Source organism: Azospirillum sp. A23 (assembly GCF_042938965.1).
GTDB lineage: Bacteria > Pseudomonadota > Alphaproteobacteria > Azospirillales > Azospirillaceae > Azospirillum > Azospirillum melinis.
On the sequence record NZ_CP170664.1, the window covers coordinates 76,794 to 91,422 of the forward strand.

The window sequence follows — 14,629 nt, forward strand, 5'->3', positions numbered from 1 at the left end:
TGACCCGGCTGCTGGCGGTGTCCCGATCTTTCGAGGGATCGGTTGTCAACGAGCTACCCTACAAGAACAATGCCAATGCACCATTAACGTTGGGATGTTTTTTTACCCTACGAAATCGATCTATTCCTGAAGCCCGGATACATTCGTCCTCTGCATTTTGCAAAAATCATTGAGATCGCTTTGCATTTTGCCAAAGCTTGACCTTCGCAATTGCGAAAAATTCCCCATTAGTTATAGAACTGACCGCCATTCACCTCTATCGTCTGGCCGGTGATGTATCCAGCAAGCCGGTTTGACGCCAGGAACAGGTAGGCGCCGACGCAGTCCTCCGCCGTGCCCAGCCGTTTCAGCGGAATGCGCGCCGCGGTCTGCGCCAGCTTGTCGGCGGTCGAATAGCGCTGGTGGAAGTCGGTGTCGATGGTGCCGGGCGACACCGCGTTGACGCGGATGCCGTGCGGCGCCAACTCCGTCGCCAGCGAGCGGGCGAGGCTGGCCTGGAAGGCCTTGGCGGCGCTGTAGAGCGACGAACCGGCGCTGCCCCCGGTGCGGCCGGAGATGGAGCCGGTGTTGACGATGGCTCCCTTCGACGCGATCAGCGCCGGCAGGGCGCTGCGGCTGGCGACGACCGCCGAGGCGGCGTTCAGGTCGAACTGCTCCTGCAGGAAGCCGTCGTCGATGTCGGCCAGCGCCACCCGGCCCAGCATGGTGCCGGCATTGTTGACCAGCACGTCCAGCCCGCCCAGCCGGTCGATTGCCTGCTCCACCACCGCGCGGGTCTGCCCCTTGTCGGCGAAGTCGCCGGCCAGCCCGATCGCGCCGTTCTCCGTTCCGGTCCCCATCGCCGCCGCAGCCGCTTCCACCGCCGCCCGGTCGCGGCCATGGATGGCGACGCGGGCGCCGAGCTGGGCGAAGGCCGCCGCCACCGCCGCACCGATGCCGCGGCTGCTGCCGGTGACCAGCACCCGTTTGCCGCGGAACTCCTGCGCCAGCAGGTCGGCGGGCCAGCCGGCGGACAGGTGGGTGGTGTCGGTCATGATGTGCGCTCTCCCTGCCAGCCGGCCCGGTCCATGTTCGGAATCGCAAGCCGGCTTGATTGTTCGTGTTCCAATCCGATCATAGGGGCCGGCACTCCGGCGTCAACAGCCGGGCCTTCGCGCCAGCGACATCCGGCCGTTTTGCGAGAATCCTGTCGATGGAACCCGGCCCTTCGGGCTATGTAGGCGCATGAACACCGACCCGACCAGCTCCGCCCAGCCTTTCGAGATTTTCCTGGTGGCCGCCCCCGGCCTGGAACCCGTGCTGTGCGCGGAGGCCAGCGACCGCGGCTTCACCAATCCCACCATGGTGAAAGGCGGGGTGACGGTCACCGGCGGCTGGCCTGAGGTGTGGCGCGCCAATCTGGAACTGCGCGGCGCCACCCGTGTGCTGGCGCGCATTGCCAGCTTCCGCGCTTTGCATCTGGCCCAGCTGGACAAGCGCGCCCGCCGCGTGCCGTGGGCCGAGATCCTGCGCGCCGACGTGCCGGTGCGGGTCGAGGCCTCCTGCAAGGCGTCCCGCATCTACCATGCCAGCGCCGCCGCCCAGCGCATCGAGCGCGCCATCGCCGAGGAACTCGGCGCCCCCATCGTCAAGGCGGCGCCCAAGAAGACCGGAAAGCCCGCCGACCGAGACGCGCCGGAAGAAGACACCCGCGCCGTCCAGATCAAGGCGCGCATCGACGACGACCTCTGCACCATCAGCGTCGACAGCTCCGGCGAGTCGCTGCACAAGCGCGGCCACAAGGAGGCGGTCAACAAGGCGCCGATGCGCGAGACGCTGGCAGCCCTGTTCCTGCGCCAGTGCGGCTATGACGGGCGCGAGCCGGTTCCCGTGGTGGATCCGATGTGCGGCTCCGGCACCTTCGTCATCGAGGCCGCCGAGATCGCCGCCGGCCTGAAGCCCGGCCGCTCCCGCTCCTTCGCCTTCGAGCAGCTCGCCAATTTCGATCCTGCCCGCTGGCAGGGCCTGCGCGGCAATGCCACAGTGACGCCGCCGCCGGTGCGCTTCTACGGCAGCGACCGCGATGCCGGCGCCGTCAATATGAGCCGCGCCAATGCCGAGCGCGCCGGCGTCGGCGCCTGGACCGACTTCGCCCACCACGCCATCAGCGACCTGACCCCGCCGGAGGGCCCCCCCGGCCTCGTCATCGTCAACCCGCCCTACGGCGCCCGCATCGGCGAGGGCAAGTCCCTGATCCCGCTCTACCACGCCATGGGCCAGACGCTGAAGACGCGCTTCACCGGCTGGCGCGTGGGCATCATCACCAACGAAGCCGCTTTGGCTAAGGCGACCGAGCTGCCCTTTCAGGAGGGCGGGGTATCGGTGTCAAACGGGGGGATCAGGGTGACGCTGTATCAGACGGGGGTGTTGGGGTAAGCTGCAAAATTGCGCACAGCAGACACCGCTTGAGCCGATAGGCGAGTTGAACAGATGCCTGTTTGGCTTAGCAGTGGTGCAAAGTGGTTAGAACTATCGCTTTTGGCATTATATTCCTTGACTGCCCGGCGCGTAACCGCTAGGTTGGGTCTATCTCACCTGCCATGCGTAGGAGGAGTCACGGTGCCGCCCCTCAGCCTAGCTGATGCGGCACCAGCCATTTTAGGGCCACTCTAATGCGCGCTTCTCTTTGACTGCCCGATTGTAACTGTTGATCAGCTTTCGCATCTCGTGCGGCTCATCAATAATATAAGCAGTCCATAGAAGATTAAACTCTTTTCTCTCACTCAGAATTACAATGTAGTCGGCCGGCTCAACAAGTATACTGATCCGCCACTCTCCTTTCTTGCGCTCTCTCCAACACCTTATTTCTGGATGGAGATGTCCACCAATTATGGCGCGTGGGTACTTTATGCGCGCAGACCGATGCTCGCAAAAGACACGCTCATCCTCATTCCCAGTTTTATTTATGTCTCTTGTAGTGATATGATGGAAGGTAGACCATTCCCCCTTACGCTCTGGATACCTTTTTATTCCGATGCGCGTCCCGTCAAAGTGGGCAATGTTTTCGATAAAATCACCTCTGAAGAATGCAAACAGAGCATCCTTGTATTCCTGCTGATTATTGTAATTAGTGTTCGGAATTAAATCTGGAAGCCAAGCAGGAATAGGCATCAAAATGTCTCCGTCGCACGCCATTTTAGAATGTTTACTTTCTTTTCCCTGTAGAGGGTTGTGTCTCTCAGTGTGTATCCTGATCGTTTTTTAATTCTGTCAACAAGCTCCAGCTTTGCTTTACTAGTTTCCAATTCTCTATTTGCATAACTAATTGCACCTATAAGCAAATCAGCAAGCTCCATTAGGACGTTTTCATTTGTTCTCGTTATTTTCACGTCTTTTATTATATTCCTTGAAAAATCATACTGATTTTTACAGAGAACATCATGAAGTTTTTTCAGTTTTGATTGACCAAGAGTATCTTTTATGTCGATGAATATTCTATATGCTTCATTTGGGCTGAATATTACTTTTAGCATGTCGAAATACATCTTATAGTACCATTCATCATGATCTTGCTTAAAAGTTTCATGATCGAGCACAGTCTTGTCTGGCACAATAATTGCCCGAAAATAAAGATCATCATCGTCGAAAAAGTAATCGATGAAATCTTTATAAAACTCAACCTTTCCTGGCGACACCTTTGTCCATTTAGACTCGAATTTATGAGGCAGACTATGCTTACGCTTTATTTCCTTTAATCGGAAAGCAATTTCCTTTCTCTTATCATTGCGACACCACAAAGCACCTAGAACCATGGCGCGCTGCCCATCATTCTCAAGATGACAACTTTCATCACAGTACACATTGTATAACTCAGCCATTGGGTCTAATCCGAAAACTCGTCAGCACAGGGAGGGCATATTCGCTCTTTAGCGAGATGGATTTCAACCCGTTTTAGGCAGCCACGCAATGCAAGCCGCCCTTCATAGACACTTAGTTGACCGCTAATACACGCAGCAATGCTGCCAGCCAACAGAGGCCGCTAGGTTATTTTGCGGAAATATTCAATAATTTACGATTTCGATCAATGCTAGGAAAACTCATGCTAAGACACTTCATCAGCGTACTGACAAAGTCTAAATAGCTGCCTGATATAGTGATGTTGTTCTATTCTTGCTCAATGTTGGCGGAAGGAAAGCTATCCGCTAATTTAGCAACATTGTCATGCAACGCCATTTAGCGTATCGCCTATGGTGGCGCGATGAGGCTGGCGATGAAGCCATAGCTTTTATTTGATTAGTTTATGAAATGGCGTCCCCGACGGGAGTCGAACCCGTGTCGCCGCCGTGAAAGGGCGGTGTCCTAGGCCTCTAGACGACGGGGACGTTGTACCTTCTAGCCCGCGCTCAACAAACGCATCCAGCGCGTGGATGGCGTCCCCAAGGGGAGTCGAACCCCTGTTACCGCCGTGAGAGGGCGGTGTCCTAGGCCTCTAGACGATGGGGACGTCTGGTCCCGATGCATGGCTGCGGCGGTGGAGGCTGCCACCGGCCGCGCGACCCAACCCGGAAAGGTTGGCGTCCCCAAGGGGAGTCGAACCCCTGTTACCGCCGTGAGAGGGCGGTGTCCTAGGCCTCTAGACGATGGGGACGTCATCGGCGTGGGCGGGTTTCTAACCAAGCCCGCTCCGCCGATCAAGCCTTTTCTTGGAGTCGGCGCAAAATATCCAGCAATCCGTCCACCACGGCCGCTGGCGTGTCGAACGCCGTCACGAACCGCGCCGTGCCGTCGTCCCAGCGGTAGAAGCCGTAGCCGGCCGCCTCCAGCGCCTCGGCGTAATGCCCCGGCAGGCGGACGAACAGCTCGTTGGCCTCCACCGGGTGGGCCAGCTCGACGCCGGGCAGCGCCGTCAGCCCGGCGGCCAGACGGTCGGCCATGGCGTTGGCGTGGGCGGCCAGCCGCAGCCACAGCCCGTCCTCCAGCCAGGCGTCGAGTTGCGCCGACAGGAAGCGCATCTTCGACACCAGATGGCCGCCGCGCTTGCGGCCGAAGCCGAAATCCTCGGCCATCGCCGGGTTGAAGAACACCACCGCCTCGGCGGCGAGGCAGCCGCCCTTGGTGCCGCCCAGCGTCAGCACGTCGACCCCGGCGCGCCACGTCACCTCGGCCGGCTTGCAGCCCAGCCGGGCGATGGCGTTGGCGAAGCGGGCGCCGTCCATATGCACGGCCATGCCGTTGGAATGGGCGACCTCGACCAGCGCCTCGACCTCCGCCGGGGTATAGACGGTGCCGGCCTCCGTCGCCTGGGTCAGGCTGAGGGCGGCGGGCTGGACGCGGTGGACGACGCCGACGCCGGCCTTCGCGATGTGGTGCTGCACCGCGTCCGGCGTCAGCTTGCCATGCGCGCCGGCCAGCGGGACCAGCTTGGCGCCGCCGGTGAAGAACTCCGGCGCGCCGCATTCGTCGATGGTGATGTGCGCCTCGTCGTGGCACAGCACCGCGCCATAGGGCGGCACCAGCGCCGACAGCGCCAGCGAGTTGGCGGCCGTGCCGGTGGCGACGGGGAAGACGGCGACCTCGGTCTCGAAGATCGCGCACAGCCGTTCGGTCACCCGCGCGGTCCAGGGATCGTTGCCATAGGGCGACGCGGTGCCGGAGGACGCGGCGGCCAGCGCCGTCATCACCTGCGGGGCGGCACCGGCGACGTTGTCGCTGCGGAAATCATGCATCATCTGTGTCCGGATAGGGGGAAACGGTCACTTGCCGGCCGTCACCGTCGCGGTGACGGCGCCGTTGCGCGGGTCGATCAGATACAGGCGGTCCGGCCCCTGCGGCAGGGTCACCTTGAACAGGACGCGGTTGCCGGCCACCAGCATCTCGCCGATGCGGGCGCCGGCCGGAACGTCCAGCGTCACCTCGGCCGGGCGTTCGGCCGGAACGGGCGCCGGGGCGGTGGCGGTCAGCGAGGCGCGGTTGGGGTCCGACATCCGCTTGTACAGCTCCACCCCCAGAAAGGTGAAGCCGGCGAGGATGAGAACGCCCATGATGACGATGAGTGCCTTGAGGATCTGCACGGTTTGGGGTCCACTCCCGGACGATTGAAACAGGACGCGATGCGCGAAGCCGATGCCAGCCGATATGCCAGATGACCTGTCCGACGATTTGCTCGATGCGGACGACGACGCCGGCTCCCCCGCCTACGCCGCTCCCCAGCTGCTCGCCTACACCATCCCCGACGAGGCGGCGGGCCAGCGGCTGGACAAGGCGTTGGCAGCGGGCCTGCCGGACCTGTCGCGGTCGCGCGTGCAGGCCCTGCTGGAACAGGGCTGCGTGCGCGGCGACGGCCGGACGATAACGGACGCGTCCCTGAGGGTCAAACCCGGCCAGACCTTCGAGGTGCAGGTTCCAGGCGCGGAGGCCGCCGAACCGCTGGCGCAGGACATCCCGCTCGACGTGGTCTATGAGGACGCCGACGTGCTGGTGATCGACAAGCCGGCCGGGCTGGTGGTGCATCCCGCCGCCGGCAACCCCGACGGCACGCTGGTCAACGCCCTGCTGGCCCATTGCGGCGACAGCCTGTCCGGCATCGGCGGGGTGCGGCGGCCCGGCATCGTCCACCGGCTGGACAAGGACACCAGCGGCCTGATGGTGGTCGCCAAGAACGACCGCGCCCACCATGGTCTCAGCGACCAGTTCGCCGACCGCACGCTCAGCCGCACCTATCTGGCGCTGGTCTGGGGCGTGCCCAACCCGACGCAGGGCCGGATCGAGGGCAACATCGGCCGCAGCAGCGCCGACCGCAAGAAGATGGCGGTGGTCACCGGCGGCGGGAAGCCGGCCGGCACCAAGTACCGGGTGGTCAAGAGCTTCGGCATGGCGGCCTCGCTGGTCGAATGCGTGCTGGAGACCGGGCGCACCCACCAGATCCGCGTCCACCTGACCCACATCGGCCATCCGCTGGTCGGCGATCCGCTCTATGGCCGCGGGCGGTCGGGGCGGCCGGGCGGAAAATTCGCCTCGCTGCTCCATGAGCCGGCGCGGTCCAGCCTTGTCGGGTTTCCGCGTCAGGCGCTGCATGCCGCGGCCCTGACCTTCCGTCATCCGGTTAGTGGCGAAATTGTGGCATTCCGCTCCTCAATTCCGGCGGATATTCATGAACTAATTGTCACCCTGGAGTCGGTTTAAAACGGTACACCGGGAAATCTTTCTTGGTTAGACTCAGCGTCGATGGCGAGGTTCCTTCGCCCGCTCATTGCGAGGGGCCTATGGAACCCGCGCTGAAGAACGGCGGCGGCCCCTGAAATCCTTCGGATGGGAACGCCGGCTGTCAGGAGAGGGGTTTTACCATGGCGACGGCATCCAACCTTCCGGCGATCGGGTCCGAGAGCAATCTGTCCCGCTATCTCCAGGAGATTCGCAAGTTCCCGATGCTGGAGCCGCAGCAGGAATACATGCTGGCCAAGAGCTGGCAGCAGCATGAGGATTCCGGCGCCGCCCACCAGCTCGTCACCAGCCACCTGCGGCTGGTGGCCAAGATCGCCATGGGCTACCGCGGCTACGGCCTGCCGTTGTCGGAGCTGATCTCCGAAGGCAATGTCGGCATGATGCAGGCGGTGAAGCGCTTCGACCCCGACCGCGGTTTCCGGCTGGCGACCTACGCCATGTGGTGGATTCGCGCGGCGATCCAGGAATACATCCTGCACAGCTGGTCGCTGGTGAAGATGGGCACCACCGCCGCGCAGAAGAAGCTGTTCTTCAACCTGCGCCGGCTGAAGGGCCAGATGCAGGCCATCGAGGAGGGCGACCTGTCGCCCGAGCAGGTCCACGCCATCGCCACCAAGCTGGACGTGCCGGAGCAGGACGTCGTCAACATGAACCGGCGGCTTGCCAGCCCCGACCATTCGCTGAACGCGCCCTTGCGGGCGGAGAGCGAGGGTGAATGGCAGGATTTCCTGGTCGATGAGACCGCCAGCCAGGAAATCACGCTGGCCGACCGTGAGGAGTTGGGCAAGCGCCGCAAGCTGCTGGCGAATGCCATGACCGCGCTGAACGACCGCGAACGCGACATCCTGACCGAACGCCGCCTGCGCGAGGCGCCGACGACGCTGGAGGATCTGTCGCAGAAATACGGCATCAGCCGCGAGCGCGTCCGCCAGATCGAGGTCCGCGCCTTCGAAAAGCTGCAGAAGGCGATCAAGGCCGCCGCGGTGGAGCAGAAGATGGAGAGCGAGGCGTAAGGCGGGGACCGGACCGCAAACGGCTCAAGAGAGTGAAGATGCAGGATCGCCCGGTCAATCCCACCCCGGTCACGGTCGCGCTCGCGGCCGTCGAGCCGCGCGACCTGCCGGCCTTCAAGGCCGACATGGAGGCGTCCTTCGCGGTCGCCGTCATCGAGGCGTTCGGGTGCCTTCCCGACGATTCGATCCCACGCGGCAGCGATCTCGACGAGTCGATGGGCGCGCCGGGCACCGAGCTTCTGCATATCCTGTGCGAGGACGAACGGGTCGGTGGCGCCGTCGTCGTGATCGACGAGGCGACGCAGCGCAATTCGCTGGACCTCTTCTTCCTGTCCCCGGCACAGCATGGCCGGGGATTGGGCTTCAAGGCCTGGATGGCGATCGAGCAACGCTATCCCGAAACGCGGGTCTGGCAGACGCACACCCCCTATTTCGAGAAGCGCAACATCCACTTCTACGTCAACAAGTGCGGCTTCAAGATCGTCGAGTTCTTCGGCGCCCATCACCCGGACCCGCATTGGCCCGGGCCCTCCGGCCTGCCCGGCGGCGGCGAGATGTTCCGCTTCGAAAAGATCATGTGAGACCGGCCTGACGCCTTTACAGCCGCTGCCTGCCCGGACATAGTTGCACGATACAACCATGTCCGGAACCGCCATGGCTTCCCAGCCCTCCGTCCCAGCCCCCCTCGCCAACAGGGATGCCGTCCTGCCGATCCGCGACGCGTCGCGCCGGATCGTGCGCGAACTCGGCTTCATGAAGCCGACCCTTGCGGGAACGGAGCTGCCGGCCTCGGCGGTGCATGCGCTGATCGAGATCGGCAACCGGGGCGGCCTGACCGCGACGGAGCTGTGCGACCGGCTCAATCTGGAGAAATCGAGCGTCAGCCGGATGCTGCGCAAGCTCATCGACGGCGGGGATCTGGCCGAGGTGAGCAGCGATACGGACGGACGGTCGAAGCGTCTTACCCTGACCGCCCGGGGGAGGCGGACGCTGGCCGCCATCGACGCCTTCGCCCATGAACAGGTCGGCGGCGCACTGGCCTGCCTGCCTGCCGCCGACCATGCCATGGTGGTGGAGGGGCTGCGGCTGTACGCGGATGCCCTGCGAGCCCGCCGGGCCGCACCGGGCAACGAATCGAAGGCGGCGGCTTCCCTGGCCGTGCGCATCGAACCTGGCTACCGGCCCGGACTGATTGGCCGCGCCGTGGACATGCATGCGCAGTTCTACGCCCGTGCCCATGGCTTCGGCGCCGTCTTCGAAAGCAGGGTCGCCGCCGGGCTGGCGGAGTTCCTGCCGCGGCTCGAGCGTCCCTGCAACGCCGTCTGGACGGCGCTGGACGGCGACCGCATCGTCGGCACCGTTGCCATCGATGGCGAAGACCTGTCCGGCGACGCTCCCGGCGCCGGCTCCGCTCCCCGTATTGCCCATCTGCGCTGGTTCATCGTCGAGGACGGGCGGCGCGGCGGCGGGCTGGGCCGCCGGCTGCTCGACGAAGCGGTGGCTTTCGCCGACCGCACCGGCTTCGCCGAAACCCGGCTCTGGACCTTCCGCGGGCTGGACGCCGCCCGGCGCCTCTATGAAGCCGCCGGCTTCGTCCTTGCCGCCGAATCGCCGGGCAGCCAGTGGGGCACCGAGGTGACCGAGCAATCCTTCGTCAGACCCTTCGTCAGGCCCCGCCAGACCTGACGGCTCCTTACGCCTTCACCCCTTACGCCTTGACGTAGACCCAGGCATCCGCCCCCGACCTCAGCCGGACCATGACGCGCCTGTAATCCGCGACCTCGTAGGAATCGGCGGCGGCCAGTTCTTCCGGGGTAATCTCGAACAGGGTCCCGGCGACCTCGTCGGCCGGATCGCCGCTCTCGCTGACCACGGGGTGGAAGCGCTTGCCGCTGGTGCGGATCACCTCGGGATCGGTGATCTCCAGCATGTCGCAGCGATAGCCCGGCATGGCGTCCGCCCGCCCGGTGAGCAGCCGGCCGAAGGACGCCAGCTGCACATTGTCCTGCTGCAAGGTGCCGTAGGAGAACAGGAGAACCGCATCCTCAGCCATTGCCACTCCTCCCCGCTTCCGAGCCGACCCGCAGCAGGTTGCCGTCGGGATCGATGTGGGCGAACTCGCGCAACCCATAGGGCGTGTCGGACACCGCCGTCAGCCGGCCGTCGGCGTTTGCCGCCTTCCACGCCGCGTGCAGGGCGTCGGCGTCGCTGACATAGAGGTAGCAGGCGACGACCGAGCGTTCGGGATCGAGGTCCGGAACACGGGTCAGATGCAGCCCCACCCCGCCCCAATCGAGGAACCCATAGACGGGATCCGCGGCGGCCTCGTCATAGGCGGTCACCGTGAAGCCGAGGCTCCAGTAATGGGCGAGCGCCGCGCGCACGTCGCGCACCGGCAGGATCGGCGCCACCCGCTCGAACTGGACGGTCATTGCAGCCTCACACCAGGATCGAGCCTTCGAGATACAGCACCGCCTGCCCGCCGATCTTCACCCGGTCGCCGGCCAGTTCGCACAGCAGCTCGCCGCCGCGGGCCGAGACCTGACGCGCCGTCAGCACGGTCTTGCCCAGCCGCTCCGCCCAATAGGGCGTCAGCATGCAGTGGGTGGAGCCGGTGACCGGATCCTCCGGAATGCCCTGGGCCGGGGCGAACAGGCGCGACACGAAATCGACCCCGTCCTCTCCCGAGGCATCGCCGGGGGCGGTGACGCAGACCGCCCACATGTCCAGCTTCGACAGCAGCGCCATGTCCGGCGTCAGCGCCCGCACCGCGTCGGCCGAGTCGTAGACCACCAGATAGTCGCGCCCGCTCAGGATTGCGACCGGCGCCGGTCCGCCCAGAGCCGCCAGCAGGGTCGGGTCGGGGCTCTCCGCCGGCTGGGGCGGGCGGTTGGGGAAGTCCAGCGTGTAGCGGTCGCCGTCGCGGGTGACCGTCAGCGTGCCGGCCTGCCGGGTGGCGAAGTCCATGCGCGCGCGGCCCGGCTCCAGGATGGTGGAGATGACGAAGGCGGTCGCCAGCGTGGCATGGCCGCACAGCTCGACCTCCACCGCCGGGGTGAACCAGCGCAGTTCGAACTCCGTGCCGCTGCGGATGAAGAAGGCGGTCTCCGCCAGATTGTTCTCCGCCGCGATGGCCTGGAGCTGCGCGTCGGGCAGCCAGGAGTCCAGCGGCACGACCGCCGCCGGGTTGCCGGCGAAGACGCGGTCGGTGAAGGCATCGACCTGATAAATGGGCAGGCGCATGGCTTTGCCGGTCAGTGGCCCGGTCATGAATGGGGATCCCTTACGTCTTGGGGGAACTCGGTTCCCTGGAAGAGGAGTAGACTCAGCCCACCTGAACCAGCGAGGCAAAGCGGGCAAGGTCGACGTTGCCGCCGGTAACGACGATGCCGACACGCTTGCCCCGCACGTCAAACTTGCCGGACATCACCGCGGCGGCGGCGAGGCAGCCGGTCGGCTCGACCATCATCTTCATCCGGCTGGCGAAGAAGCGCATGGAGTCGACCAGCTGGTCGTCGGTGACGGTCACGATGTCGTCGACCAGCCGCTGGATCACCGGGAAGGTCAGCTGGCCGACCGCGCGGCTCTGGGCGCCGTCGGCGATGGTCTTGGGCGCGTCGATGCGGACGATGGCGCCGCTGCGCAGGCTCTGCTGGGCGTCGTTGCCGGCCTCCGGCTCGACCCCGACGACGCGGCAGCCGGGGTTCAGCGTCTTGGCGGCGATGACGCAGCCGGACAGCAGCCCGCCGCCGCCGGTCGGCACCACCAGCAGGTCGAGCGGCCCGCCCGTCTGCCCCGCCTCCTCGATCAGCTCCTTGGCGACGGTGCCCTGGCCGGCCATCACATGCGGATGGTCGAAGGGCGGGATCAGCACGCCGCCCCGCTCCTCCAGCACGCGGGCGACGGCGGCGTCCGGCGGCTCGGCATAGCGGTCGTACAGCACCACGTCGGCGCCATAGCCGCGCGTCGCCGCCAGCTTGGCCGCCGGGGCGTCCTGCGGCATGACGATGGTGGACTTCACCTTCAGCATCGACGCCGCCAGCGCCAGCGCCTGGGCATGGTTGCCCGACGAATAGGCGACGACGCCCAGCGCGCGCTGCACCGGGGTGAAGCGCGACACCGCATTGTAGGCGCCGCGGATCTTGAAGGCGCCGGTGCGCTGGAAATTCTCGCACTTGAACAGCAGTTCGCCGCCGGTCAGCGTGTCGGCGGTGCGGCTGGTCAGCACCGGCGTGCGGTGGGCGACGCCGGCGATCCGCTCCGCCGCCCCCGCCACGTCGGCATAGGAGATGGCGAGGCCAGTGGTGTCGATAATGCTGTCGGCCACGGCGCTGGTGATCGTGTCGGGCATGGCGGCGGTGCTCCCCCTCCCCCCCGGTGTCTTGCTCCGGGGGCTTATTCCAGATCGGTGAACAGGAAGGCCTGCTCGTGCCGCTTCAGCCCGGCCTGCTCGTAGAAGCTGATGGCCTTGGGCGCGGACAGCAGCAGGCACATGGTGCCCGGTCCCACCGCGTCGCGGGTGCGGCGCATCAGCTCCTTGCCGATGCCGTGCCCCTGCAGGGCACGGTCGACGGCGAGATCGGACAGGTAGCAGCAATAGACGAAGTCGGTGATCGAGCGGGCGACGCCGACCAGCCGGCCCTCGTGCCTTGCGGTGATGATCAGGCCGGCGTTGCGCAGCATCGACTCCACCCGGGGACGGTCGCCCACGGGCCGGCGTTCGGCCAGCCCGGAGCGTTCCAGAACGTCGATGAACGCGTCCGCGCTCAGCTCCGGTTCGACCGCATAGTCGATTTGAACGGATTGTCCCTGAATGGATTGGTCGGCCATCGTCTCATCCCCGCCAGAACGGCTTCGACACCTCCTGCTCCACCTCGGACCGGCTGACGCCGATGTCCTTCAGCAGATGGTCGTCGAGCCCCATGAGTGCATGACGTTGTTTGCGCCGTTCCATCACGGAAAACAACAGGTCGAGCAGCCGCCAGAGGGGACGGCGGGCGACACGGGTGACGCGGTTGGCGGCCGGAACGGCGCTCTGGGCTGCCGTGTACAGGCCGGAACTGCGGGTCACATCGGTCTGGCGCATCGGATCCTCCATAATCTGGCGCACAATGCTCGAACAATCGAGACAATCAGGATTATGGAGACGAAATCGGCGGGGTCAAACGGAACATTGTCACCATTACATTTCCGATGTCGGATGTATCTTTTCGGCCACAGGCCGGTATGGCCCGCAAGACGGGGACAATGGTACAAGGACGGAGACAGTCAGGCAACGTGGCAGGACCGATGAAACGCCTGGGTTTTGACCGCATCCACCGGTGTCGGTTGGACGGCTAGGCGGGGCGACGGAGCGCTCATCGGCACAAGGGGTACAATCGGCCGCCTCGAAATGAGTTGTCACTCCGAACAGTCAGCCCCTGCCAAACAGCTAGCAGCCCGTTCCTGCCGGCGAGCCCTCGACGGGCGGAGCGGGCGCGCAGGACCTCGCCGCCCCTTGCCCGATGCCGCCTTCGGCGGCCGGTGCGGGGCGGTCCCCCACGCCGCTCCTGTCGTAACCGGTCCAGGCGAGATGGCCCGGCGACATCAGCAGCGGCGCCCAGATCACGGCCGACAGGACGTTGAACGCCTGAAACTTCCGGTGGGGCATCGCCATCATGCCGGCCGTCGTCGGCACCACCGCACGCAGCGGGCCGATGAAGCGCGCCAGGAACACGCTCTTGCTGCCATGCCGGAGAAAGAAGGCTTCGCCACGGCCGCGCAGTTCGGGGTGCCTGCTGAGGGGCCACAGCCGGAACATGCGCTCGCCATAGCGTCGGCCCAGCCAGTAGGAGGTGGCGTCCCCCAGGATGGCGCCGCCCGCGATCGCCAGATAGACCGACCAGAAATCGAGAACGCCTGCGGCGACAAGCGCGCCGCTCGCGGTCAGCATGACGACCCCGGGGATGAGAAGCCCGACGAGCGTCAGCCCCTCCGCGAAGGCCATCAGGAAGATGATGATCTCCGCCCATTCCGCGTGCGTTTCGATGAAGCCCGCGAGCGCGGTTCCATAGGCCGTGAAATCCAGGGCCGCGAAATCCGGAAGCCCCGTCAGCACGGCGTCCGCGCCCGCGTCGTCTCGCGCTTCGATGGGGGCTGGCAGCAGGGGCCGGGCGGGTCCGGATCGATCATGACGAGGGCTTTTGTCCTTATCGCGGTTCAGGCGCTTCACACCTGGGCCCGTCGCCATGGCCGTACAAGACCGCACCGTTCGGTTTATGGCGGGGGGCGGAAAGACCGGCGGGCCACGGCTTGGCGGCGGTCAATGCCAAAGCCCGGTCGCATGCCGGCGCGGCCGACGGCCGGGTCGAGAACGGCAGGACGATGGTGCTTCTGCCCGCAGCCTACGGCGAAGGCATTCGGCACCGACGTCGGCC

17 protein-coding genes and 3 tRNA genes are annotated in these 14,629 nt (G+C 65.1%); 5 read left to right on the top strand and 15 right to left on the bottom strand.

The annotated features are described in order from the left end of the window. Positions 1–227: 227 nt before the first annotated feature. Complete coding sequence (locus ABNQ40_RS05775; RefSeq protein ID WP_109048530.1) at positions 228–1,034, bottom strand: SDR family NAD(P)-dependent oxidoreductase; 807 nt, start codon at positions 1,032–1,034, stop codon at positions 228–230. Between the two features lie 190 nt (positions 1,035–1,224). Here ABNQ40_RS05775 and ABNQ40_RS05780 point away from each other — a divergent pair, with 190 nt between their 5' ends. Continuing rightward, positions 1,225–2,415, top strand: a complete 1,191-nt coding sequence (locus tag ABNQ40_RS05780; protein WP_391345773.1) for a class I SAM-dependent RNA methyltransferase — start codon at positions 1,225–1,227, stop codon at positions 2,413–2,415. 222 nt (positions 2,416–2,637) lie between these two features. Here the strand turns inward: ABNQ40_RS05780 and ABNQ40_RS05785 are convergent, their stop codons facing one another. The 7 genes from ABNQ40_RS05785 to ABNQ40_RS05815 all read right to left on the bottom strand — a co-directional run bounded on the left by ABNQ40_RS05785 (position 2,638) and on the right by ABNQ40_RS05815 (position 6,050). Next, positions 2,638–3,150: a hypothetical protein gene (locus ABNQ40_RS05785; RefSeq protein WP_391345774.1), complete on the bottom strand. Its 513-nt coding sequence runs from the start codon at positions 3,148–3,150 to the stop codon at positions 2,638–2,640. Then, positions 3,150–3,857: a DUF3800 domain-containing protein gene (locus ABNQ40_RS05790; protein WP_391345775.1), complete on the bottom strand. Its 708-nt coding sequence runs from the start codon at positions 3,855–3,857 to the stop codon at positions 3,150–3,152. Before ABNQ40_RS05790 ends, ABNQ40_RS05785 begins: the two co-directional genes overlap by 1 nt. A 428-nt stretch (positions 3,858–4,285) precedes the next feature. Then, positions 4,286–4,361 (bottom strand) — tRNA-Glu (locus ABNQ40_RS05795). A 46-nt stretch (positions 4,362–4,407) separates the two neighbouring features. Then, positions 4,408–4,483 (bottom strand) — tRNA-Glu (locus tag ABNQ40_RS05800). Between the two features lie 68 nt (positions 4,484–4,551). After that, positions 4,552–4,627: transfer RNA gene (locus tag ABNQ40_RS05805), tRNA-Glu, on the bottom strand. A 43-nt stretch (positions 4,628–4,670) separates the two neighbouring features. Beyond that, a complete protein-coding gene (locus ABNQ40_RS05810; protein ID WP_391346069.1) occupies positions 4,671–5,705 on the bottom strand; it encodes a threonine aldolase family protein in 1,035 nt (344 codons plus the stop codon). A 27-nt stretch (positions 5,706–5,732) separates the two neighbouring features. Beyond that, positions 5,733–6,050, bottom strand: a complete 318-nt coding sequence (locus ABNQ40_RS05815) for a hypothetical protein (RefSeq protein ID WP_098735696.1) — start codon at positions 6,048–6,050, stop codon at positions 5,733–5,735. A gap of 64 nt (positions 6,051–6,114) precedes the next feature. On the opposite strand from ABNQ40_RS05815, the gene ABNQ40_RS05820 reads away from it, so the two are divergent. The 4 genes from ABNQ40_RS05820 to ABNQ40_RS05835 all read left to right on the top strand — a co-directional run bounded on the left by ABNQ40_RS05820 (position 6,115) and on the right by ABNQ40_RS05835 (position 9,899). Continuing rightward, positions 6,115–7,161, top strand: coding sequence for an RluA family pseudouridine synthase (locus ABNQ40_RS05820; RefSeq protein WP_391345776.1), 1,047 nt, complete (start codon positions 6,115–6,117; stop codon positions 7,159–7,161). Positions 7,162–7,322: 161 nt separating this feature from the next. Next, positions 7,323–8,213 (top strand): RNA polymerase sigma factor RpoH, encoded by an 891-nt coding sequence (rpoH, locus tag ABNQ40_RS05825; RefSeq protein WP_376966495.1) that lies wholly within the window; start codon positions 7,323–7,325, stop codon positions 8,211–8,213. A gap of 38 nt (positions 8,214–8,251) precedes the next feature. Continuing rightward, complete coding sequence (locus tag ABNQ40_RS05830) at positions 8,252–8,794, top strand: GNAT family N-acetyltransferase (protein WP_391345777.1); 543 nt, start codon at positions 8,252–8,254, stop codon at positions 8,792–8,794. A gap of 73 nt (positions 8,795–8,867) precedes the next feature. Further along, on the top strand, positions 8,868–9,899 hold the full coding sequence (locus tag ABNQ40_RS05835; protein WP_109491199.1) for a GNAT family N-acetyltransferase: 1,032 nt from the start codon (positions 8,868–8,870) through the stop codon (positions 9,897–9,899). A 22-nt stretch (positions 9,900–9,921) separates the two neighbouring features. Here the strand turns inward: ABNQ40_RS05835 and ABNQ40_RS05840 are convergent, their stop codons facing one another. The 7 genes from ABNQ40_RS05840 to ABNQ40_RS05870 form a co-directional block, all read right to left on the bottom strand. Further along, positions 9,922–10,266, bottom strand: a complete 345-nt coding sequence (locus ABNQ40_RS05840; RefSeq protein WP_109052063.1) for a gamma-glutamylcyclotransferase family protein — start codon at positions 10,264–10,266, stop codon at positions 9,922–9,924. Then, on the bottom strand, positions 10,259–10,645 hold the full coding sequence (locus ABNQ40_RS05845) for a VOC family protein (RefSeq protein ID WP_109052062.1): 387 nt from the start codon (positions 10,643–10,645) through the stop codon (positions 10,259–10,261). The genes ABNQ40_RS05840 and ABNQ40_RS05845 overlap by 8 nt, the downstream gene beginning before the upstream one ends. A gap of 7 nt (positions 10,646–10,652) precedes the next feature. Beyond that, complete coding sequence (locus ABNQ40_RS05850) at positions 10,653–11,456, bottom strand: PhzF family phenazine biosynthesis protein (RefSeq protein WP_109491198.1); 804 nt, start codon at positions 11,454–11,456, stop codon at positions 10,653–10,655. 82 nt (positions 11,457–11,538) lie between these two features. Further along, positions 11,539–12,564: a threo-3-hydroxy-L-aspartate ammonia-lyase gene (locus ABNQ40_RS05855; protein WP_109052061.1), complete on the bottom strand. Its 1,026-nt coding sequence runs from the start codon at positions 12,562–12,564 to the stop codon at positions 11,539–11,541. 44 nt (positions 12,565–12,608) lie between these two features. Next, positions 12,609–13,043, bottom strand: a complete 435-nt coding sequence (locus tag ABNQ40_RS05860) for a GNAT family N-acetyltransferase (protein WP_109052060.1) — start codon at positions 13,041–13,043, stop codon at positions 12,609–12,611. Positions 13,044–13,047: 4 nt separating this feature from the next. Then, positions 13,048–13,299, bottom strand: a complete 252-nt coding sequence (locus ABNQ40_RS05865) for a DUF1127 domain-containing protein (protein WP_247880090.1) — start codon at positions 13,297–13,299, stop codon at positions 13,048–13,050. A 345-nt stretch (positions 13,300–13,644) separates the two neighbouring features. Further along, complete coding sequence (locus ABNQ40_RS05870) at positions 13,645–14,424, bottom strand: DedA family protein (RefSeq protein WP_247880088.1); 780 nt, start codon at positions 14,422–14,424, stop codon at positions 13,645–13,647. Positions 14,425–14,629: the final 205 nt, after the last annotated feature.